Below are 19,763 nucleotides of genomic sequence, written 5' to 3'. Positions count from 1 at the left end.
GCGCGGGCTGCCGGGAGCGAGGGGTGTCATGAGCAGGCTGAAAAAGACGGAGCGTCCGTACGACATCGTGCTCTTCGGAGCCACCGGCTTCGTGGGGACGCTCACCGCCGAGTACCTCGCCGCGCACGCCCCCGGGGGACTGCGCTGGGCGATCGCCGGCCGCAGCGAGGAGCGGCTCCGGCGGCTGCGCGAGCGGCTGCCCGGCGGCGCGTCCGTCGGAGTGCTGCGCGCGGACGTGACCGACCCGGCCTCCCTGCGCGAACTCGCCCGGCACGCGCGCGTACTGGCCACCACCGTGGGCCCCTATGTGACGTACGGCGAGGAACTGGCCGCCGCCTGCGCGGACAACGGCACGGACTATCTGGACCTGACCGGCGAGCCCGAGTTCGTCGACCTGGTGTACGTCCGGCACGACGCACGCGCGCGTGAGACGGGCGCGCGGCTGGTACACGCCTGCGGGTTCGACTCGGTCCCGCACGACCTGGGCGTGTACTTCACCGTCCAGCAGTTGCCGGAGGGCGTGCCGTTGACCGTGGACGGGTTCGTCCGGGCGGACGGCGCCTTCTCGGGAGGGACGTTCGCGTCGGCCCTCAACCAGTTCGCACGCCCGTTGCGGATCCGGGCCGCCGCACGGGACCGGGCGCGGCACGAGCCGCGGCTGCTGGGCAGGCGGGCGTCCACGCCGACGCCCGCGCCGCGGTTCGCCGGGGAGATCGGCGCCTGGGTGCTGCCCCTGCCGACCCTCGACCCGCAGATCGTGCGGCGCTCCGCACGGGCGCTGGAACGTTACGGCCCCGACTTCCGCTACCGCCACTACGCGGCCGTCCGGCACCTGCCCGTCGCCATGGGCGGCGTCGCGGCCGTCGGTGCGGTCATGGCCGCCGCCCAACTGCCGCCCGCCCGGCGCTGGTTGTCCGGCCGGCTGCAGCCCGGTCAGGGGCCGAGCGCCGAGCGGCGGGCCAGGAGCTGGTTCTCCGTGCGGTTCGTGGGCGAGGGCGGCGGACGGCGGGTGCTGACCGAGGTCGCGGGCGGCGACCCCGGGTACGACGAGACGGCGAAGATGTTCGCCGAGTCGGCCCTGTCCCTCGCCTTCGACGACCTCCCGCCGACGGCCGGCCAGGTCACCACGGCCGTGGCCATGGGCGACGCCCTCATCACCCGCCTGCGCCGAGCGGGCCTCACCTTCCGCACGGCGGCGAACGCTTAGGACCTGTCCGAGGTTTCCCGTCGTCCGCCCGCAGGGCGGGCCCCGCGGCGTCTGCCGCGGGGGGAGGGACTTTCGCAGAACACCCTAGGTGTCCGCCGTCGCCTCGCGCAGGGCGCGGCGGCACAGGGCGTCCGCCCTGCGGGTGGTCTCCGGGAGGCGGTGGGCCGGGGTGAGCGCGAGGGTGTGGGCGCAGGCGTCGGCCAGGGTCGTCCGGTGGCCGACGGAGACGAAGACCGGCTTGACGCCGTCCCGGGTGCGCAGGGCGCGGCCGACCTCGTCCGGGCCGGCCAGGAGCGGGGAGGAGCTGCCGCGCGGGGTGTCCGGGTCGTCGTAGGTGAAGGTGAACGGGTTCTTGGCGACGCCGATCGTCGGCAGTCCGGTCAGCACGCCCAGGTGACTGGCCAGGCCGAACCGGCGCGGGTGGGCCAGGCCGTAGCCGTCGCAGACCACCGTGCCGGGCGGGCAGGGCAGGGCGCCCAGCGCGGCCAGCACGGTGGGGATCTCGCGGAAGGCCAGCAGCCCCGGCACGTACGGGAAGGAGATCCGCCCCACGGCGGTGGTCTCGGCGACGACGCGCAGGGTGGCCGCGTCCAGGACGACGGCCGCTGCCGCCACGACGTCCCGATCGTCGTCGTAGGCGACATCGACCCCCGTGACATGTCCCGTCCCGGGCGGTGGTCCCGGCTCGTCCAGCACCACCTCCCCGCGCAACTCGTCCTGAACGGCGCGGGCCTGCTCCTCGGTGGCGGGCCAGCCGGCGGGAATGTCCACGGTCGTCGTCATGATGGGGACGAGCGTACGGCCCGAGGAACCGGGGTCGGCACGGCGGGACGGACCGGCGGGCACGGAAGGACGCGGACCCGTCCCGCCCGGCGCCGGTGTCAGCCCTTGTCCAGTGCCTGCCGCAGCTGCTGCTTGTTCATGTCCGAGCGGCCGTGGATGTTGCGCCGCCTGGCCTCCTCGTAGAGCTGGTCGTAGGTGGGTCCCTCGGAGCCCCGGCCCGAGCGCTGTCCGCCCCGCCTGCCCGAGGACATGTCCTGGGTCGAGGAACGACTGGCGGTCTTCGACTCGCCGGAGCGGGCGCGCTCCTTGTTCACCGTGCGCCCGGCGATCTCCTTGGCGCGTTCGGCGCTCTCCCCCCGGTCCTGCGCGCTCTCCTTTATGTGCTCGTACTGACGCTCGCGCTTGGAACTGGAACCGCGTGGCATGCCGTTCACTTCCTCTCTGTGCAAGGAACGGATACCCGCATTCTGGATCTGTTCGCCATAACGGGCGATATTCAGTCCGCCAGTCGAGCGACCCGATCGGCCGCGTCACTTGTGCGAATGAACGCGGTGACAGAGGTCACTCGCCTCACGTGTGCACGGATTGGCTGATTCCGTCGTCTCTCTCAGTGCCCGGCCGTCCGCCCGGACGGTCCTCCGGCCGTCACGACCCAGCCGTCACAGTCCAGCCGTCACAAGGGAGCAAGGCGTTGTCCACCGTCATCGAGCAGACCGTTCAGGCGCGCCTGGTCGCCGCAGCGCCGCGGATGCCCACCATCCCCGCCACGCTGCACTACGACCGGCGCGACCCGTTCGCCGTCCGCATGACCTTCCCGGCCCCCGCCACCCTCGAAGGGGTGGAGGTCTGCTGGACCTTCGCCCGCGACCTGCTCGCGGCCGGCCTGCGGGAGCCCGAGGGCCACGGCGACGTGCGCGTACGGCCGTACGGCTACGACCGCACCGTCCTGGAGTTCCACGCCCCGGAGGGCACCGCCGTGGTGCACGTCCGCAACGGCGAGATACGGCGCTTCCTGGAGGCCACCGGCGAACTGGTACCCGTCGGTCTGGAGCACCTGCAGCTCGACCTGGACCACGGCCTGGCGGAGCTGATGCGCGACGCCCGCTGACGGACCCCGCCGCTCCCCGGGTCGACGGCCCCGGGGACGCGGTGCGGCCGGCGGGACGGCTCAGCCGCCCGCCGTCGCGGAGGCCGCCGTGGCCGCCACCACGACCGCCGTGCGCACTTCGCGCACGACCCGGCGCAGGGCGGGGGCCGCGGCGCCGCTGCGTTCGGTCAGCTCCTCGATGCGCTGCCGGTGGCGCCGGCGGTCCGTGGCGGACACCAGGGTGCGCAGTCCGGCGGCGGCAGCGAGGGCGACGACGGCCGCGTCGCGTTCGGGAACCAGCGCGGCCGGCCGCGAGCCCTCCAGCACCCGCCGCGCCTCCTCGCGCAGCGCGTCCACGACGGCGACACGCTCCAGGACGTGGTCCACCGACGGGAACACACCGAGCACGCGCCGCTTCTCCGCCCGCAGGTACCCCTCGGCGGCCAGCTGTTCGCGCACGGCCACGAGGGTGAGCCGGGCCCGCAGCGTCACCCAGCTCCTCCATCGCCGGGGCCGGGACTCGCGGACGAGGTCGAGCAGTCCGTCGAGGACGGGGTCCCCCGTGATCGCGTCCAGGTCGACGGGTGTGGCGATGCCGTCGTCGTCGACGAGCAACCCGCGCTGGGCCAGCTCGGTGAGGGCGCCGGCGCGGACCAGGTGGTGCAGCTCTCCGGCGCCGGAGAGCTGCGGCGGCGCGGTGTCCCAGGCCAGCAGGTACAGCCGGGCCGGCAGCGAGAGCGAGCCGTCGGGCACGGGGCCTCCTTCCCTCGGTGGGCCCGGGCCCACGCCAAAATCCGTTGACGGCGCGCCCCGGCCCCTCCTACGGTGTGCAGCGGTCCTGTTGCCGTCGAGAGGAGAGGGACGTTGCTCGTCTGAGGTCCTGAGGCACCGCGTCACACCGGTCGGGTGTGCGCGTCGCGTGCGACCTCGGCGTCCGAGCCGTCCCCGGGAATCCGGTCCAGGGCTTCTCTCGTGCCCGCGGACTCCTGTCTCCGACACGGCCGCCCAGCGGTGCCTCCACACCCGTCTGCCCCCTGACCGCACCCAGCATTCGCGAGGCGCCCATGTCCTCATCCATCACCTGCACCTCCCTCTCCTTCTCCTGGCCCGACGGCAGCCCCGTCCTCTCCGGCCTGGACGTCGCCTTCGGCCCCGGCCGGACCGGGCTCGTCGGGGTCAACGGCTCGGGGAAGTCCACCCTGTTGAAGCTGATCGCGGGCGAGCTCGCCCCGGCCCGGGGCGCGGTCCGCGTCGCCGGCGAGGTCGGGTATCTCCCGCAGAACGTCACGCTGGACACCGCGCTCCGGGTCGACGAGGTGCTCGGCGTCGCCGCCCGGCGGACCGCGCTGCACGCCATCGAGGCCGGCGACGTGTCGGAGGAGCACTTCGAGACCGTCGGCGACGACTGGGACGTGGAGGAGCGCGCCCTGGCCGTCCTCGGCGAACTCGGGCTCGGCCACATCGGCCTGGACCGCACCGTCGGCGAGGTGTCCGGCGGCGAGTCGGTGCTGCTGCGCCTGGCCGCGCTGCTGCTGCGCCGGCCGGACGTACTGCTGCTGGACGAGCCGACCAACAACCTCGACCTGTACGCCCGCCGCCGGCTGTACGCGGCCGTCTCCGCCTGGCCGGGCGTGCTGGTCGTGGTCAGCCACGACCGCGAACTGCTGGACCTGGTCGACCAGATCGCCGACCTGCACGCCGGAGAGGTCACCTGGTACGGCGGCAACTTCACGGCGTACGAGGAAGCCCTCGCCGTCGAGCAGGAGGCCGCCGAGCGGACGGTGCGCGTCGCCGAGGCCGACCTGCGCAAGCAGAAGCGCGAACTGGCCGACGCCCAGGTCAAGCTGGCCCGCCGCAAGCGGTACGGCCAGAAGATGTGGGACAGCAAACGCGAGCCGAAGATCGTCATGGGTGCCCGCAAGCGGGCGGCGCAGGAGTCGGCGGGCAAGCACCGCATCCTGCACGAGGAGAAGCTCGCCGAGGCCAGGGAACGGCTCGACGAGGCCGTGGAGGCGGTACGGGACGACGACGAGATCCGCGTCGACCTGCCGTCCACGGCCGTACCGCCGGGCCGGGACGTGCTCACCCTGCGGGACCTCCGACTGGCGTACGGCGCGCGTGTGGACGGCTCCTTCCAGCTGCGCGGCCCGGAGCGCGTCGCGCTGACCGGGCGCAACGGCGCCGGCAAGACGACGCTGCTGCGCACCGTCGCCGGGGAGCTGCCGCCGGTGTCGGGCGAGGCGGTGGCGCACGTCCCGCTGCGGTTCCTGCCGCAGCGCCTCGACGTCCTCGACGACGAGCTGACCGTCGCCGAGAACGCGGCCCGCCTCGCCCCGGGGGCCACGAACAACCGGATCCGGGCCGGGCTGGCCCGCTTCCTGTTCCGCGGCGCCCGTGCCGACCAGCGGGCGGCGACGCTCTCCGGCGGCGAACGTTTCCGGGCGGCACTGGCCGCGCTGCTGCTGGCCGAGCCCGCGCCGCAGCTGCTGCTGCTCGACGAGCCCACGAACAACCTGGACCTGGCGAGCGTGCGGCAGCTGACGACCGCTCTGGAGTCCTACGAGGGCGCGCTGATCGTGGCCAGTCACGACCTGCCGTTCCTTCAGTCCATCGGCATCACGCGCCGGCTGCTGCTGGAGGAGGGAGAGCTGCGGGAGACGAACGGGGGTTTTGTCGTGACCGGCGACTGACGCATCATGGCGGACCGGAGCGAGCACACCCGTGACCACCGACCACCCGCGATCCGAAAGGCCCCCCGTGCCCAGTAAGAAGGCCCTCGTCCGCCGCCCCGGTCCGCGCCTCGCCGAAGGGCTGGTGACGCACATCGAGCGGGAGAAGGTGGACGTCGGGCTCGCGGCGCGGCAGTGGGAGGCGTATGTGGAGGCGCTGCGCACCCACGGCTGGGAGACGGTCGAGGTCGAGCCGGCCGACGACTGCCCCGACGCGGTGTTCGTCGAGGACACGGTCGTGGTGTACAGGAACGTCGCTCTGATCACCCGGCCCGGCGCCGAATCCCGGCGGAACGAGACCTCCGGGGTCGAGGAGGCCGTGGCGCGCCTGGGCTGCTCGGTGAACTGGGTCTGGGAGCCGGGCACGCTGGACGGCGGGGACGTGCTGAAGGTCGGCGACACGGTCTACGTCGGTCGCGGCGGGCGTACCAACGCGGCCGGTGTGCGGCAGCTGCGGGCCGTGTTCGAGCCGCTCGGGGCGCGGGTCATGGCCGTACCGGTGAGCAGGGCGCTGCACTTGAAGTCGGCGGTGACGGCGCTGCCCGACGGCACCGTCATCGGGCACATCCCGAAGGTGGACACGCCGTCGCTGTACCCGCGTTTCCTGCCGGTGCCCGAGCAGTCCGGCGGGCATGTGGTGCTGCTCGGCGGCGAGAAGCTGCTGATGGCGGCGAGCGCGCCGAAGACGGCGGAGCTGCTGGCGGACCTCGGCTTCGAGCCGGTGGTGGTGGACATCGGCGAGTTCGAGAAGCTGGAAGGGTGCGTGACGTGCCTCTCGGTGCGGCTGCGGGAGTTGTACGTCTGAGGGCGTGATCCGGCGCCTGTCCGGCCCCGGGACCCACGGGTCCCGGGGCTGTTCCGTGCACCCGTCAGCCTTCGAGCCGTGGCGGCCTGGTCGGCGGCCTTTACCTCGAACTTAACCTACGGTTTCGTAACCTACGGCTTCGTAGCCTACGATTCCGTAGGTTACGGTTCCGGCACCGCTCACCGGACCGTTCCTTCGCTGTGCCTGTTCTCCGCTTCCCGCGTTTCTCGCACGTCCCCCCTGGAGTTCCCGTGACGCTCACCTCCCCTCACCTCGGCAGCCCGTCCGTGTGGACCGACGCGCGGCTGTTGTACGCGCTGGAGGAAGTGGTCGAGAAGGAGCTCAACCGGCATCTGCAGGTCGCCAAGGACTGGATGCCGCACGAGTACGTGCCCTGGAGCGACGGCCGCAACTTCCCGGGCCTGTTCGAGGACGGCGAGGCCTGGGACAAGGAGCAGTCCAAGGTCACGGAGATCGGCCGGATCGCCCTGGTCGTCAACCTGCTGACCGAGGACAACCTGCCCAGCTACCACCACGAGATCGCCAGCCTGTTCGGCCGCGACGGTGCCTGGGGCACCTGGGTGCACCGCTGGACGGCCGAGGAGGGCCGGCACGGCATCGTGATGCGCGACTACCTGCTCGCCTCGCGCGCGGTCGACCCGGACAAGCTGGAGCAGTTCCGGATGGCGCACATGAGCGAGGGCTTCGAGTCCGACAACCGGCACTCGATGCTGCACTCGGTCGCCTACGTCGCCTTCCAGGAGCTCGCCACCCGCATCTCGCACCGCAACACCGGCCTGCAGTCCGGCGATCCGGTCTGCGACCGCATGCTGGCGCGCATCGCGACCGACGAGAACCTGCACATGGTCTTCTACCGCAACCTGCTCAGGGCGGCCTTCGAGATCGCGCCCGACCTCACCATGCAGGCGGTGCGGGACGTGGTGGTGAACTTCCGCATGCCGGGCCACGGCATCCCGGGCTTCGAGCGGGCGGCGGCCCAGATGGCCATCGGCGAGGTCTACAACCTGCGCATCCACCACGACGACGTGCTCCAGCCGGTGCTGCGCTTCCTGAAGGTCATGCAGATCGACGGACTCGGCCCCGAGGGCCGGCAGGCGCAGGAGGAGCTGGGCCTGTTCATGAACGGCCTGGACGCGGAGGCGTCGAAGTTCGACGAGCGGCTGGCGGCGCGCAAGGCGCGGCTGGCGGCGCGCGGAGCCTGATCAGCCGCCGGCGCGCCTCAGGACCTGGCGTTCCTTCTCGGACAGGCCGCCCCAGACGCCGAAGCGTTCGTCGTTCTCCAGGGCGTACTCCAGGCAGGCCGAGCGCATCTCGCACATGCCGCAGATGCGCTTGGCCTCCCGCACCGAGCTGCCCGGCTCGGGGAAGAAGAAGTCGGCCCCGGTCTGCGCGCACAGAGCCCGGTCCCGCCAGGCGCCGCCGGCCGGGCTGATCGTTTCGAGGTGCATGCCCAGGATCGTGCCGGGCGGCGCGAAACGTTCGATCAACGCGACATATACGCGACGGCGCGCGGCGAGGGCGGCCGATGGCCTGGTGGTCGACGGGGTGCTCCCAGCCCCCGCCGCACTCCTGGAACGGCCCGGTGGTCCGCCGGCTACGGCCCGATCCGTCGGGCGAGCGCCCAGCGGATACGGCGCCGCCCGATCCCCGGCTGTGGATCGACGGCACCGAGGGCGGCCTTCGGCTGAACCCCGGTCGCCACGCTCCCGGGGCGAGCGGCGGGTGCCGGAGTGTCAGACGTCGCGGCGGTGTACTGCCCGGCCACCGGCCAGGAGCACGGCTGCCGCCCACAGCGCCGTCACGGCGAGCCCCGTCCACGGGCCGATGTCTCCCGCCGGGGTCTGGTACAGGACTTGTTGTCCGGCGCGGTCCGGAAGATAGGCGGCGGCGCCCCCGGCGACGTCTCCGATCACGAAGGACACGATCAGGAGGAACGGGATGAGCAGGCTGAGCACCAGGACGGCGCTGCGCAGCAGGAAAGTGAGTCCCGCGGCGAGCAGGGCCATCAGCATGAGGTAGATGCCCGCGCCGATGCAGGCCCGCAGCGCTCCCGGCTCGCCGAGACCGATGGCGTACTCCCCCAGGAACGCCTGGCCCACCAGGAAGGTGGTGAACGCGGTGGCGAGTCCCACGGCGAGGGCGGCGGTGGCCACGATCGCCGTTTTGGCCGCGTAGAAGAGGCCCCGGCGCGGTACGGCCGACAGGGAGATCCGCAGGGCGCCGCCCGCGTACTCGGAGGAGACGGCGGTGGCCCCGAAGGCGAGCGCGGCGATCTGCGCGAAGTTGATCGCGTAGAAGGCTCCGAAGACGGGGTCGTTGCCGTTGTCCGCCTCCGCCCGGCCGACGGTGGCGTAGACGAGCAGGGTGACGGCCAGCGTGGCGGCGTGGACCGCGAGGAGCGATCCGAAGCTCGCCCGGACCGACCTGATCTTGATCCACTCGGAGTGGAGCACGGCTGTGACGGACATCGTCAGGCCTCCTGCGGGATGGTCGGGGACGCGGGAGCCGCGGCGGCGAACTCCGCCTCGTCCGTCGTGAGAGCGAGATAGGCCTGCTCCAGGGAGGCGCGTTCGTCGGTGAGTTCGAGGACGGGGATGCCCTCGCGGGCGGCGACGGCTCCGATCTGCTCGGCTCTGGCGTCTTCGACCACCCATCGGCCGTCGTCGTCCTCCGCGACCGTGTATCCCTTGGCCAGCAGCGTGGCCCGCAGCCGGGTGGGGTCACTGGTGCGCACGCGTACGCGTGGATGGCTGTGCTGTTCGATGAAGTCCTGTGTGGGGGTGTCCGCGAGGAGCCGGCCCCGGCCGAGGACGACGAGGTGGTCGGCGAAGGCCGCGGTCTCGTTCATCAGGTGGCTGGAGACCAGGACCGTACGGCCTTCGCGGGCGAGCCGGCGCAGCAGGTGGCGGATCCAGACGATCCCCTCCGGGTCGAGGCCGTTGGCGGGCTCGTCCAGGAGGAGGACGGGCGGATCCCCGAGGAGCGCGGTGGCGATGCCGAGCCGCTGGCGCATGCCGAGCGAGAAGGTTCTGATGCGGCGGCGCGCCACGGCGGCGAGACCGGTCTCCTGGAGGACCTCGTCCACGCGGCGGGCCGGGAGGCGGTTGCTGACGGCGAGGAGGCGCAGATGGTCACGGGCGGTGCGGGAATCGTGGGCCGCCTGCGCGTCCAGCAGGGCGCCGACCGTGCGCAGGGGCTCACGAAGCGCCGTGTAGGGGTGGCCGCCGACCGTGGCGGTGCCGGAGGTGGGGCGGTCGAGGCCGAGGACGAGGCGCATGGTGGTGGACTTGCCCGCGCCGTTGGGACCGAGGAATCCGGTGACCCGGCCCGGTTCGACGGTGCACGTCAGGCGGTCGACGGCCCGGGTGCTGCCGTACTCCTTGGTGAGGTCTTTGACGTCGATGCTGGTCATGGCTTCAGCGTGGTCGTGCGAGCGGGGGCGGGCATCCCCCGCGGGAGGAGACCGTCTCCCCCGCACGGGGGAGACGCCGGCCCCTGCCGCTCTGCCAGGATGACGGCATGCCGCGCCTCCTGCTGCCGCTGACACGTGCGGTGACGTACACCCGCTGGCTGCACATGCTGGTGGGGGCGATCGTGCCGTTCGTCTGCGCCCTGGTCTACCCGGGTCTGGTCGACCTGTCACCGGGCGACCGGGTGCTGATCGCGGTCCTTCCCATCCCCCTGGTCCTGGCCGCCGCCATGGTTCCCTCGGTTCGCCGTGCGGAGGGGCTGCAGGCGCGGCTGATGCTGTTCCCCGGTCCGCACGCGCGCGTGCGGACCGACGAGGATCCGGGTGTCTCCGCCGTTCCCTCCGCTTCGTGGGCCGACCGGGCCAGAACCGGTGCCTGGATGGTGCTGCGTATGGAAGCGGGACTCGCGGTCGCAGTGGTGACGGGCCAGTTGATGGCGCTCTCGCTGTCGCTCACCGGGGCGGCCCTCGGGGATTCCGACCTCGCCGACCCGCTCCTGCGGGTTTCCGGTACGGGCTGGGCGTACGCCCTGCTGGTACCGGTCCCCGTGCTGGTGCTGATCATGGTGGTCGCCGGGGCGGGCGCGCTCATGGCCCAGGCCTCCCGCCGGCTGCTCGGGCCGTCGGTCAAGGAGCGTCTGTCCGAGTTGGAGAGGCGCACCGAGCAACTGCTGGAACGCAACCACATCGCACGGGAGTTGCACGACACCCTCGGGCACGCGCTGACCCTGGCCGTGGTCCAGGCGGGTGCCGCCCGGACGGCGGCCGACCCAGATTTCACCGATCGGGCGCTGGAGGCCATCGAGGAGACGGGCCGGGCGGCGCTGGAGGACCTGGAACGGGTCCTGCTCGTGCTGCGCGAGACGGGACGGCCGGCCGGCACCCGTCCGGCTCTTGACGAGGCGGGACGTCTGCTGGATTCCGCGCGGTCCTCGGGTGCGCGGGTGGACGCCGAGGTGACCGGGCCGTTGGAGCACCTTCCGGGGCCGGTCTCCCGTGAGGCCTACCGGATGCTCCAGGAGGCCCTCACCAACGTGCTGCGGCACGCGGGCCCCGTCCAGGTCGGCGTCCGCATCGCCGTGGAGGAGGCGCGACTGCGCCTCGAGGTGCGCAATCCGCTGCCCGCGGGGGCATCGGTGGCCGGCACGGGCGTCGGCAGCGGGCTGCGCGGGATCCGCGAGCGTGCCGCACTGCTCGGAGGCGAGGCCCGGGCGGGACAGGACTGCGGCCAGTGGCTGCTGCACGTCGAGCTGCCGTTGCGGTGATCCGGCGTCGCAGCGCTAGGCTGACCGGATGCCGCTCACCGTTCTCCTGGTCGACGACGAGCCACTCGTACGGGCGGGTTTGCGGGCCGTGCTGGAGGCTCAGCCGGACATCGAGGTGGTGGGCGAGGCGGCCGACGGGGCCGCCGTGATCCCGCTGGTGCGGCAACTGCGCCCCGACGTCGTGGCCATGGACGTACGGATGCCGCTGATGGATGGCATCGAGGCCACGCGGGCGGTGCTGCGTACGGTGCCGGACCCGCCGAAGATCGTGGTGGTGACGACCTTCGAGAACGACGAGTACGTGTACGGGGCGCTGCGCGCGGGCGCCGACGGCTTCCTGCTGAAGCGGGCGCGGCCGGCGGAGATCGTGCACGCCGTGCGGCTGGTGGCCGAGGGCGACTCCCTGCTGTTCCCGGCGGCGGTGCGGCAGTTGGCCGCCTCCTTCGGCCGGGAGCACGGCAACGCCGCGGCCCGGACGGCCATGGAACGTGCCGCGCTGACCGGGCGGGAAGGGGAGGTGCTGCGTCTGATGGCGCGCGGCCTGTCGAACGCGGAGATCGCCGCGCGCCTGGTGGTGGGGACCGAGACCGTCAAGTCCCATGTGAGCTCCGTACTGGCGAAACTCGGCGCGCGGGACCGCACGCAGGCGGTCATCGCGGCGTACGAGTCCGGCTTCGTCTCCCCGGGGTGAGGAATCCGGGCGCGGCGGTCGTCGCGTCCGGCGCCCGGCGGGTTCCGGCGCCCGGCGGGTTCCGGCGGCGGTTGCCAGTGGGCGGTGCCAGACTCTGCAGTGCGGACCACCGGGCTCCACCGGGCTCCTTCGAAGGAGGGCAGGGATGCTCACCACCCGTTTCGTCAACGGCGCTCCGAACTGGATCGACGTCGGCACCCCCGACATCGAGGGCACCCGCTCCTTCTACGGCGGTCTGTTCGGCTGGGGGTTCCGGTCGGCGGGCCCCGAGGCCGGCGGCTACGGCTTCTTCCAGCTCGACGGCAGGACGGTGGCCGGCGGGATGCGGACCGCGCCGGAGCAGGGGCCGCCCTCCTGGACCGTGTACTTCCGGAGCACCGACGCGGAGGCGACCGCCAAGGCCGCCGAACAGGCGCACGGCAGCGTGCTGTGCCGGCCGATGGACGTGATGGGCCAGGGGCGCATGGCGGTCCTCGCCGACCGGGCGGGCGTGGCGTTCGGCATCTGGCAGCCGGGGCGGACCAAGGGCGTGGACGTGGCGGGCGAGCCGGGCTCGCTGTGCTGGGTCGAGCTGTACACGCCGGACGTCCCCGCGGCGGCCGCGTTCTACCACAAGGTGCTGGGGCTGGAGACCTCCGCGGCGTCCTTCCCCGGCGGCACGTACACCTGTGTGAACCCCGCCGAGGGCGGTGAGGACGCCATGTTCGGCGGCATCGTGGCGCTCGCCGACGACCCGGCCGAGGCGAGGGCGGGCGCGTACTGGCTGCCGTACTTCGAGGTCACGGACACGGACGCGACGGTGGCCAGGGCGCAGGAGCTCGGCGGCACGGTCCGGGTGCCCGCCGCCGACGTCCCGGGGGTCGGCCGTGTCGCCCGGCTCGCCGACCCCTACGGCGCCCGCTTCGCGGTGATCAGGAGCGCTCCGCAGCAGACGTGAGGCCCTGGGGCCGGCCGGATCCGCCGGACAGGCCCTGGCCGTCCCGGATTCGGGCGCAGTGCAGGGCGAACAGGACGGTGGCCGCCTCCGCCGGGCTGGTCGCCCGGTAGCCGGTGAGCTCCGTGAACCGGTTCAGCCGGTTGAGCACGGTGTTGCGGTGGCAGTAGAGCACGCGGGCGGTCTCCGCGATCGACCCGGTTTCGCAGTACGCGGCCACGGCCGTCAGCAGCCGCTCCCGCTCGTACGGGGGCAGGGGGTCCAGGCCGGACAGCACCGAGTCGGCCAGCGCCTGGGCCATCGTGCCCAGGCGCGCCACGGCCACGGGCATCCACGCCTCGCTCAGGGTGACGGGGCCCGTCACCTCGCCGTCCAGTGTCGCGGCGATCGCCTCGGTCATCCGGACCACGTCGGGAACACGGGCCAGTCCGCGCGCCACCGGGCCGACCGCGCACGGTGTGCCGTCCAGCCAGGCGGGCACCGGCGGGGTGTGTGCCGCACGGGGCAGTCTCGCCACGAGTACCAGCATGCCGTTGTGCTGTTGCAGGTGGGTGATCTGGTCGGGCGGCAGGGACGAGACGGCTCTGCGCAGCCCCTGCTGGAACTCCGGGGGCGCGATCGCCACGGTGAAGTCCGACTGCGCGCTCACCTGGAGAAGGGTCGCCGCCTGGGTGACGAGCCGCTGATCACGGCCGTCCGACGACAGCAGCCTGCCCATGAGGGCGGTCCGCTCCCGCTCCTGCTCCCGGGCCAGTACGGCGATCTGGTCCAGGTAGGCGGCGTGCACCTGAACGGTGTGGAACTCCACGGCTTCCCACACCCGCACCGCGCCGCACGTCAACCCCGGCAGGTCGGCCGGCTCGGTGCGCTCCATCATCGCGGTCCACAGCACCCGGAAGTCCATGCGCACCGCCCGCAGGAGCTGCTCCAGCGGCACGCCCTGGTCGGCTCGGCGGCGGCCCAGCCGTCCCGGGACCCCGCGCAGCTCCTCGGACACCGGTAGACCGCCGATCAGGCGGAGGAGCAGTTCGAAGCAGGGACGGGCGGTGTCGCGCAGGTCGTCGGGGGTGACCGTCGACTCGTACCCCTCGAAGGCGGAGACCTCCGCGACATAGCGTCCGACCAGGCTGTCCAGGTCGTCCAGGCAGTCACGCACAAGGGTGCGCAGCTCTGCGGGGACCGGTACAGCGGTGTCCGGATCCGGCGGGGCCGGGGAAGCGGGCACGGGGGAGTCCGGGGCGGGCGGGTTGTGCATATGCACATTATGGGCCCTCCACTCCGGGGGCCTTTCACCATTGTTCGCACCTTGTTTCCCCGGCATCGTGCTGTACATCCCCGCGCACCGCCCCGGGCGGCGCTTGATCCCCAGGGAAGTGACCTGTGCATCTGACCCCACGTGAGCAGGAGAGGCTGACGTTGTTCTCGGCAGCCGAGCTCGCACGTCGGCGGCTGGCGCGCGGAGCGCTGCTCGGCGCCACGGAAGCCGTCGCCCTGGTGTGCGACGAGATCCTGGAGATGGCCTGGGACGGCACCCCGATCGAGACCGTCGTCGAACGCGCCGGCGGCATCGTCCCGCGCGACCGGCTGCTGCCGGGCGTCGCGGAGGCCGTTCCCAGCATCCAGATCGAGGCCCTCTTCCCGCACGGCTCCAGCCTGGTGCACGTTCCCGAGCCGTTCGGACCGGCCGGGGCCACCGGCCCCGGCGCGGTGCTGGTCGCCGGCGGTGAGGCCGAGCTCGCCCCCGGCCGCCCGCGCACCACCCTGGACATCACCAACCGGGGGCCCCGGGAGATCTGGGTCTCCTCCCACTTCCCGCTGGAGGAGACGAACGCCGCCCTGGACTTCGACCGGGAGGCCGCCCGCGGCCACCGGCTGGACATCCCGGCCGGAACGTCCGTCCGGTTCGAGCCCGGCCGGACCCTGACCGTCACCGTGGTGGCACGAGGAGGAGACCGATGAGCCGGATGCCCCGGCACGCGTACACGTCCCTGTACGGCCCGACCACCGGCGACCGGATCCGGCTGGCCGACACCGACCTGTGGGTCCGGGTCGAGGGCGACGACACCGAGCCCGGCGAGGAGCTGCTCGGGGGCTGCGGCAAGACCGCGCGCGACGGCCTGCTCGTGGCCGACCGGGCCCCGCGCGACAGCGCGCTGGACATGGTGGTCCTCGGTGTGGTCGTCATGGACCCGCTGATCGGCGTGCGCAAGACGAACATCGGCATCAAGGACGGCCGCATCGTCGGCGTGGGACGGGCGGGAAACCCCGAGACCACCGACGGCGTGGAGCTCGTCGTCGACTCCCACACCGCGATGATCACGGGCGAGGGGCTCATCGCGACCCCCGGTGTGGTGGACTCCCACGTCCATCTCTCCAGCCCCGAGGTGGTCCCCGCGGCGCTCGCCGCGGGCGTCACCTCCCTGGTGGGCATGGGCATCGGCGGGGTGTGGGACGTGGGGGCCAACCCCGCCTACAACCTGCACAGCCTCATCGAGGGATGGCGTGACGCACCCGTCAACGTGGCGTTCCTGGCCCGGGGCTCCTCGTCCTCGCAGGAGCTGCTGGAGCGTGCCGTGCTCGCCGGAGCCGGCGGGTTCAAGATCCATGAGGACTGGGGGGCGACCCCCCGGATCGTCGACACCTGCCTGGGCGTCGCCGAGCAGGCCGACCTGCCGGTCGCCCTGCACACGGACACCCTCAACGAGTCCGGCTACCTGGCCGACACGCTGTCGGCCACCCGCGGGCGCACCGTGCACGCCTACCACGTCGAGGGGGGTGGCGGTCACCCCGACCTGCTGGAGATCGTCTCCCAGCCGCACGTGCTCACCTCCTCCACCACGCCGACCCTGCCGCTGACCCCGGCGACCGTCGCCGAGCTGCTGCCCATGACGATGACGGTGCACCGCGGCCACCACGGGGTCGACAGCGACCTGTCCATCGCGGCGAGCCGGGTGCGCGAGCACGCCATCGCCGCCGAGAACGCCCTGCACGACCTCGGCGCGATCAGCATCGTCAACTCCGACTCCATGGGCATGGGCCGTATCGCCGAGACCGCGCGCCGCACCTGGCAGCTCGCCCATGTCCAGGCCCACCTGGCCGGCGAGGCGGGTCCGGAGACCGTCAACAACGAACGGGTGCTGCGGTACCTGGCCAAGATCACGCTGAATCCCGCGATCGCCCACGGCATGGCCGCCGACGTCGGCTCGCTGCGACCCGGCCGCATCGCCGACATCGTGCTGTGGCGCCCGGTGACCTTCGGCGCACAGCCGGAGCTGGTGCTCAAGTCCGGGTTCGTGGCCTGGGGACTGTCGGGGTCGGGCTCCGGCTCCACCCGGCTGACCCAGCCGCGGGTGATGAAGCCCTACTTCGGCGGTCTGGGCGGGGCTCCGCGCCGGCTGTCGACGGTCTTCGTCTCCCAGGCGTGCCTGGACGACCGTGCCGCGTTCGAGGCGCTGCCGAAGGAGGTGCGGTACACGGCCCTGCGCGACAGCCGGGGCCTGACCCGGGGCGACATGGTCGCCAACACCGCCGTGCCCGACGTCAAGGTGCCCACGACTCCCGACGCGGTCCTGGTCGACGGACGTGCGATCGACGTCCATCACGCCGCCGACCTGCCACTGACCCGGCTGCAGAACCTGGCCTGACCCGGACCGCCCGGTCCCCTCCCGTCCCCTCGAAAGCCCCTCCATGCTCGATCTCAAACTGCACAACGCCCGCATCCGCACGGTGGACGACCGGCACCCCCGCGCCCGCACCCTCGGTGTCCTCCACGGCCGCATCGTGGGCCTCGACGACACGGTGCGGAACCTGCCCGCCCGCACCACCCTCGACTGCCGCGGCGCGGTCGTCGTCCCCGGATTCGGCGACGCCCACAACCACATGGCCTGGTTCGGCCAGTCCCTGGGCGAACTCGACCTGAGCGAGGCGACCACGACGGCCCAGGTCCACGACGCCGTCGCCCGCCACGCGGCGGCCCTCCCGGCCGACGCCTGGATCGTGGGGTCCGGATACGACGACACCGTCATGGGCGCGCATCCGCACCGCACCGAGCTGGACCGGGCGGGCGGCGGGCGGCCGGTGTGGCTCAAACACCGCTCCGGGCACATGTGCGTGGTCAGCAGCGAGGTGCTGCGGCGGGCCGGTGTCCTCGACGGCGCCGCGGACGCGCCCGACGGCGGAGTCGTCGTGCGCGACGGCGAGGGCGCGCCGACCGGGCTGCTCCAGGAGAGGGCCCAGACCCTGGTGACCGACCTGGTGATGCCGTATCCGGTGACCGAGCTGGCCGACGCCCTCGGCAGGGCGAGCGCCGTCTACGCCGCAGAAGGGCTCACCCACGTGGTGGAGGCCGGGATCGGGCTCGGCCTCATCGGCCGCAGCCCCGTCGAGGCCGCCGCCTACCAGCTGGCCCGTGAGCGCGGCACGCTGCGCACCCGGGTCGAGCTGATGGTGGCCTCCGACAATCTGCACGCCCTGCGCGCGCACGCCGACGACGGCATCACCGCCGGGATCGACCTGGGGCTGCGTTCCGGCTTCGGCGACGACCGGCTGCGGCTGGGCCCCATGAAGATCTGGCTGGACGGATCGCTGATCGGCCGGACGGCCGCCGTCTCGGAGCCGTTCTGCGGGCACGACCACGCCTCGAGCGTCTTCCAGGGCGGGCCGGAGCAGATGCGCCGGCTCGTCGTCGACGCGCACCGGGCCGGCTGGCGGGTGGCCGCCCACGCCATCGGCGACAGCGCCGTCGACCTGGCCCTGGACGCCTTCGCCGAGGCTCAGCAGGTCCTGCCCCGCCCCGACGCGCGGCACCGCGTCGAGCACTCGGGGGTGGTCCGCCCCGACCAGTTGGACCGCTATGCCGAACTGGGTGTGGTCCCGGTGCCGCAGGCCCACTTCCTGTACGCCGTGGGAGACACCATGGCCGAGGCGCTCGGGCCCGCGCGCACCCCGTGGATGTACCGCCACCGCTCGTTCCTGGACCGGGGGATCCGGGTGCCCGGAAGCTCCGACCGGCCGGTCGCACCGGGCGCCCCCCTGCTCGGCATGCAGTCCATGGTGGAGCGGCTGAGCCGGGCGGGCGTCGTACTCGGCCCCGACGAGCGGGTGACCGCGGAGCAGGCCCTGCGCGCCTACACCCTCGACGCCGCGTGGGCCTCCCACGACGAGGACCGGCGCGGCAGCCTCACACCCGGCAAATACGCCGACTTTGTCATACTTTCCGACGACCCTGTCGGTGTTGACAGCGATCGGATCGGCGCCATCGACGTCCTGGCCACCTTCGTGGCCGGCGAGTGCGTCCACGGCGCCGACGCGCTCGAGGACCTCACAGCAGTGAACGGCCCTCTTCCCACGGCCGCATCCCCACGGCCGCATGCAAGGAGCAAGAAATGAGCAAGACGGAGCAGACCGCCCCAGGGGCCGCGCCTCCGGGCACGTCAGCCGTCGTGACCGGCCAGGACGCCGGCCGGGTCGCCTTCGCCGCCTTCGTCGGCACGGCACTGGAGTGGTACGACTACTTCCTCTTCGGCACTGCCGCCGCCCTGGTCTTCAACCGGCTGTACTTCACCACGCTCGACCCCGCCGCGGCCACCCTGGCGGCCTTCGCGACCTTCGGTGTCGGGTTCGCGGCCCGGCCGATCGGCGCCCTCGTCTTCGGATGGCTGGGCGACCGCATGGGACGCAGGCCGGCCCTGCTGATCACCGTGGTGCTGATCGGTGTGGCGACCGGCCTGATCGGTCTGCTGCCGAGTTACGCCGCCATCGGTGTCACGGCACCGCTGCTGCTCGTGTTCCTGCGGCTGCTGCAGGGCATAGCCGTCGGCGGGGAGTGGGGAGGCGCCGTCACCCTGGCCGTGGAGCACGCGCCGCCGGAGAAGCGTGGGCGGTACGCCGCGCTGCCGCAGGTCGGTTCGCCGGTGGGCACGCTGCTCTCCTCCGGAGCCTTCTCCCTGGTGCTCCTCCTCCCGTCCGACTCCTTCGACTCCTGGGGCTGGCGCCTGCCGTTCCTGGCCGCCTTCCCGCTGCTGGGTGTCGCCGTCTACATCCGCCGCAAGGTGGAGGAGTCGCCGCTGTTCGACGAGATGATGAAGCAGGACGAGCGGGCCAAGGTTCCGGCATTCGACGTCTTCCGTCTGGCATGGGGACGACTGCTGGTGGCGATGGCCTCGGCGACCCTGGGCGTCGGCGGGTTCTACCTGCTGACCACCTTCATGATCAGCTACGGTGCCGACACCCTGGGGATGTCGCGTTCCCTCATGGTCAGCGGAACGCTGGTGGCGGCGGTCGTCCAGATCGTGGTGATCCTCGTCATGGGGCGGGTGGCCGAGCGACTCGGCCCCGGCCGGGTCACGGTGTGGGGCGGCCTGCTCACCGCGGTGCTCGCCTTCCCCGTCTTCTGGCTGGTCGAGACCAAGAACCCCTTGGTGGTCGTGGTGGCCATGGCGGTCGGCATCGGCGTGCTCTCCATCGCCTACGCGGTGTCCGGGGCGCTGCTCGCCGAGTTGTTCCCGGCGCGCCTGCGCTACAGCGGCGTGGCCCTGGCCTACAACCTCGCCGGCGCCCTCACCGGCTTCCTGCCGTTCCTGGCTGCCGCGATGCTGGGGGCCGTCGGCGGGGCCTCGTGGCCGGTGGTCCTGCTGCTGATCGGGCTGTCCCTGGTCACCGCCCTGGGCGGATTCCTGGGCGAGCGGATGCGCGTGACGGACAACGTGGTCAGCACCTGACGCCCCCGTCGGTCCGCGGGCCTGCGGACCGCTCATGAGTCCCACCTCCGTGT

General features: G+C 72.8%; 19 protein-coding genes. 12 read left to right on the top strand and 7 right to left on the bottom strand.

The annotated features are described in order from the left end of the window. Positions 1 to 28 precede the first annotated feature (28 nt). A complete protein-coding gene (locus tag DEP02_RS25080; protein ID WP_112469957.1) occupies positions 29 to 1,207 on the top strand; it encodes a saccharopine dehydrogenase family protein in 1,179 nt (392 codons plus the stop codon). A gap of 84 nt (positions 1,208 to 1,291) precedes the next feature. Here the strand turns inward: DEP02_RS25080 and DEP02_RS25075 are convergent, their stop codons facing one another. Together DEP02_RS25075 and DEP02_RS25070 are read right to left on the bottom strand one after the other, a co-directional pair. After that, on the bottom strand, positions 1,292 to 1,990 hold the full coding sequence (locus DEP02_RS25075) for an endonuclease V (RefSeq protein WP_198668577.1): 699 nt from the start codon (positions 1,988 to 1,990) through the stop codon (positions 1,292 to 1,294). 98 nt (positions 1,991 to 2,088) lie between these two features. Then, on the bottom strand, positions 2,089 to 2,415 hold the full coding sequence (locus DEP02_RS25070; RefSeq protein ID WP_112469956.1) for a plasmid stabilization protein: 327 nt from the start codon (positions 2,413 to 2,415) through the stop codon (positions 2,089 to 2,091). Positions 2,416 to 2,681: 266 nt separating this feature from the next. Between DEP02_RS25070 and ssgD the strand changes: the two genes are divergently transcribed. Beyond that, the gene (ssgD, locus tag DEP02_RS25065; RefSeq protein WP_112469955.1) at positions 2,682 to 3,098 is read left to right on the top strand and encodes a spore wall synthesis regulator SsgD; all 417 of its coding nucleotides are present in this window, start codon (positions 2,682 to 2,684) and stop codon (positions 3,096 to 3,098) included. Between the two features lie 60 nt (positions 3,099 to 3,158). Here ssgD and DEP02_RS25060 read toward each other — a convergent pair whose 3' ends face one another. Then, entirely contained in the window at positions 3,159 to 3,830 is a 672-nt protein-coding gene (locus tag DEP02_RS25060) for a GOLPH3/VPS74 family protein (RefSeq protein WP_112469954.1), read from the bottom strand. A gap of 311 nt (positions 3,831 to 4,141) precedes the next feature. Here DEP02_RS25060 and DEP02_RS25055 point away from each other — a divergent pair, with 311 nt between their 5' ends. The 3 genes from DEP02_RS25055 to DEP02_RS25045 all read left to right on the top strand — a co-directional run bounded on the left by DEP02_RS25055 (position 4,142) and on the right by DEP02_RS25045 (position 7,834). Beyond that, a complete protein-coding gene (locus DEP02_RS25055) occupies positions 4,142 to 5,767 on the top strand; it encodes an ABC-F family ATP-binding cassette domain-containing protein (RefSeq protein ID WP_112469953.1) in 1,626 nt (541 codons plus the stop codon). A gap of 67 nt (positions 5,768 to 5,834) precedes the next feature. Next, positions 5,835 to 6,611 (top strand): dimethylargininase, encoded by a 777-nt coding sequence (gene ddaH, locus DEP02_RS25050; protein WP_112469971.1) that lies wholly within the window; start codon positions 5,835 to 5,837, stop codon positions 6,609 to 6,611. Positions 6,612 to 6,862: 251 nt separating this feature from the next. Beyond that, positions 6,863 to 7,834 carry an acyl-ACP desaturase gene (locus tag DEP02_RS25045; protein ID WP_112469952.1) on the top strand — a complete coding sequence of 324 codons (972 nt, stop codon included), beginning with the start codon at positions 6,863 to 6,865 and terminating at the stop codon, positions 7,832 to 7,834. Here DEP02_RS25045 and DEP02_RS25040 read toward each other — a convergent pair whose 3' ends face one another. The 3 genes from DEP02_RS25040 to DEP02_RS25030 form a co-directional block, all read right to left on the bottom strand. After that, positions 7,835 to 8,080: a WhiB family transcriptional regulator gene (locus DEP02_RS25040; protein ID WP_198668576.1), complete on the bottom strand. Its 246-nt coding sequence runs from the start codon at positions 8,078 to 8,080 to the stop codon at positions 7,835 to 7,837. Between the two features lie 285 nt (positions 8,081 to 8,365). Next, positions 8,366 to 9,100: an ABC transporter permease gene (locus DEP02_RS25035; RefSeq protein WP_198668575.1), complete on the bottom strand. Its 735-nt coding sequence runs from the start codon at positions 9,098 to 9,100 to the stop codon at positions 8,366 to 8,368. A 2-nt stretch (positions 9,101 to 9,102) separates the two neighbouring features. Next, positions 9,103 to 10,044, bottom strand: coding sequence for an ABC transporter ATP-binding protein (locus tag DEP02_RS25030; protein ID WP_112469950.1), 942 nt, complete (start codon positions 10,042 to 10,044; stop codon positions 9,103 to 9,105). Positions 10,045 to 10,151: 107 nt separating this feature from the next. Between DEP02_RS25030 and DEP02_RS25025 the strand changes: the two genes are divergently transcribed. The 3 genes from DEP02_RS25025 to DEP02_RS25015 all read left to right on the top strand — a co-directional run bounded on the left by DEP02_RS25025 (position 10,152) and on the right by DEP02_RS25015 (position 12,994). Beyond that, positions 10,152 to 11,366: a sensor histidine kinase gene (locus tag DEP02_RS25025; protein ID WP_112469949.1), complete on the top strand. Its 1,215-nt coding sequence runs from the start codon at positions 10,152 to 10,154 to the stop codon at positions 11,364 to 11,366. Positions 11,367 to 11,394: 28 nt separating this feature from the next. After that, complete coding sequence (locus DEP02_RS25020) at positions 11,395 to 12,057, top strand: response regulator transcription factor (RefSeq protein ID WP_112469948.1); 663 nt, start codon at positions 11,395 to 11,397, stop codon at positions 12,055 to 12,057. Positions 12,058 to 12,202: 145 nt separating this feature from the next. After that, positions 12,203 to 12,994, top strand: coding sequence for a VOC family protein (locus tag DEP02_RS25015; RefSeq protein ID WP_112469947.1), 792 nt, complete (start codon positions 12,203 to 12,205; stop codon positions 12,992 to 12,994). On the opposite strand, the gene DEP02_RS25010 is transcribed toward DEP02_RS25015, so the two are convergent. Beyond that, the gene (locus tag DEP02_RS25010) at positions 12,969 to 14,246 is read right to left on the bottom strand and encodes a PucR family transcriptional regulator (protein ID WP_112469946.1); all 1,278 of its coding nucleotides are present in this window, start codon (positions 14,244 to 14,246) and stop codon (positions 12,969 to 12,971) included. The genes DEP02_RS25015 and DEP02_RS25010 overlap by 26 nt on opposite strands. Positions 14,247 to 14,371: 125 nt before the next feature. Between DEP02_RS25010 and DEP02_RS25005 the strand changes: the two genes are divergently transcribed. Genes DEP02_RS25005 through DEP02_RS24990 form a run of 4 tightly spaced genes read left to right on the top strand, consistent with a single transcriptional unit; the run spans position 14,372 to position 19,710 of the window. Continuing rightward, the gene (locus DEP02_RS25005; RefSeq protein ID WP_112469945.1) at positions 14,372 to 14,950 is read left to right on the top strand and encodes an urease subunit beta; all 579 of its coding nucleotides are present in this window, start codon (positions 14,372 to 14,374) and stop codon (positions 14,948 to 14,950) included. Then, positions 14,947 to 16,635 (top strand): urease subunit alpha, encoded by a 1,689-nt coding sequence (locus tag DEP02_RS25000; RefSeq protein WP_112469944.1) that lies wholly within the window; start codon positions 14,947 to 14,949, stop codon positions 16,633 to 16,635. Before DEP02_RS25005 ends, DEP02_RS25000 begins: the two co-directional genes overlap by 4 nt. A gap of 43 nt (positions 16,636 to 16,678) precedes the next feature. Then, positions 16,679 to 18,379 (top strand): amidohydrolase, encoded by a 1,701-nt coding sequence (locus DEP02_RS24995; protein ID WP_112469943.1) that lies wholly within the window; start codon positions 16,679 to 16,681, stop codon positions 18,377 to 18,379. Then, positions 18,376 to 19,710 (top strand): MFS transporter, encoded by a 1,335-nt coding sequence (locus DEP02_RS24990; protein ID WP_112469942.1) that lies wholly within the window; start codon positions 18,376 to 18,378, stop codon positions 19,708 to 19,710. The genes DEP02_RS24995 and DEP02_RS24990 overlap by 4 nt, the downstream gene beginning before the upstream one ends. The last annotated feature ends 53 nt before the right edge of the window (positions 19,711 to 19,763 follow it).

This window comes from Streptomyces triticisoli (assembly GCF_003270085.1).
Lineage (GTDB): Bacteria > Actinomycetota > Actinomycetes > Streptomycetales > Streptomycetaceae > Streptomyces > Streptomyces triticisoli.
Note: the sequence above shows the minus strand (reverse complement) of the source record. Positions and strands in the feature narration are given on the sequence as shown.

Bases quoted from the DNA above. Each gene is read 5' to 3' on its own strand.
- DEP02_RS25015 (WP_112469947.1), top strand. From the start codon at position 12,203: ATGCTCACCACCCGTTTCGTCAACGGCGCTCCGAACTGGATCGACGTC.
- DEP02_RS25025 (WP_112469949.1), top strand. From the start codon at position 10,152: ATGCCGCGCCTCCTGCTGCCGCTGACACGTGCGGTGACGTACACCCGC.
- DEP02_RS25020 (WP_112469948.1), top strand. From the start codon at position 11,395: ATGCCGCTCACCGTTCTCCTGGTCGACGACGAGCCACTCGTACGGGCG.
- DEP02_RS25040 (WP_198668576.1), bottom strand. From the start codon at position 8,080: ATGCACCTCGAAACGATCAGCCCGGCCGGCGGCGCCTGGCGGGACCGG.
- DEP02_RS25000 (WP_112469944.1), top strand. From the start codon at position 14,947: ATGAGCCGGATGCCCCGGCACGCGTACACGTCCCTGTACGGCCCGACC.
- DEP02_RS25035 (WP_198668575.1), bottom strand. From the start codon at position 9,100: ATGTCCGTCACAGCCGTGCTCCACTCCGAGTGGATCAAGATCAGGTCG.
- DEP02_RS25010 (WP_112469946.1), bottom strand. From the start codon at position 14,246: ATGCACAACCCGCCCGCCCCGGACTCCCCCGTGCCCGCTTCCCCGGCC.
- DEP02_RS24995 (WP_112469943.1), top strand. From the start codon at position 16,679: ATGCTCGATCTCAAACTGCACAACGCCCGCATCCGCACGGTGGACGAC.
- DEP02_RS25080 (WP_112469957.1), top strand. From the start codon at position 29: ATGAGCAGGCTGAAAAAGACGGAGCGTCCGTACGACATCGTGCTCTTC.
- DEP02_RS25075 (WP_198668577.1), bottom strand. From the start codon at position 1,990: ATGACGACGACCGTGGACATTCCCGCCGGCTGGCCCGCCACCGAGGAG.
- DEP02_RS25055 (WP_112469953.1), top strand. From the start codon at position 4,142: ATGTCCTCATCCATCACCTGCACCTCCCTCTCCTTCTCCTGGCCCGAC.
- DEP02_RS25030 (WP_112469950.1), bottom strand. From the start codon at position 10,044: ATGACCAGCATCGACGTCAAAGACCTCACCAAGGAGTACGGCAGCACC.
- DEP02_RS25070 (WP_112469956.1), bottom strand. From the start codon at position 2,415: ATGCCACGCGGTTCCAGTTCCAAGCGCGAGCGTCAGTACGAGCACATA.
- DEP02_RS24990 (WP_112469942.1), top strand. From the start codon at position 18,376: ATGAGCAAGACGGAGCAGACCGCCCCAGGGGCCGCGCCTCCGGGCACG.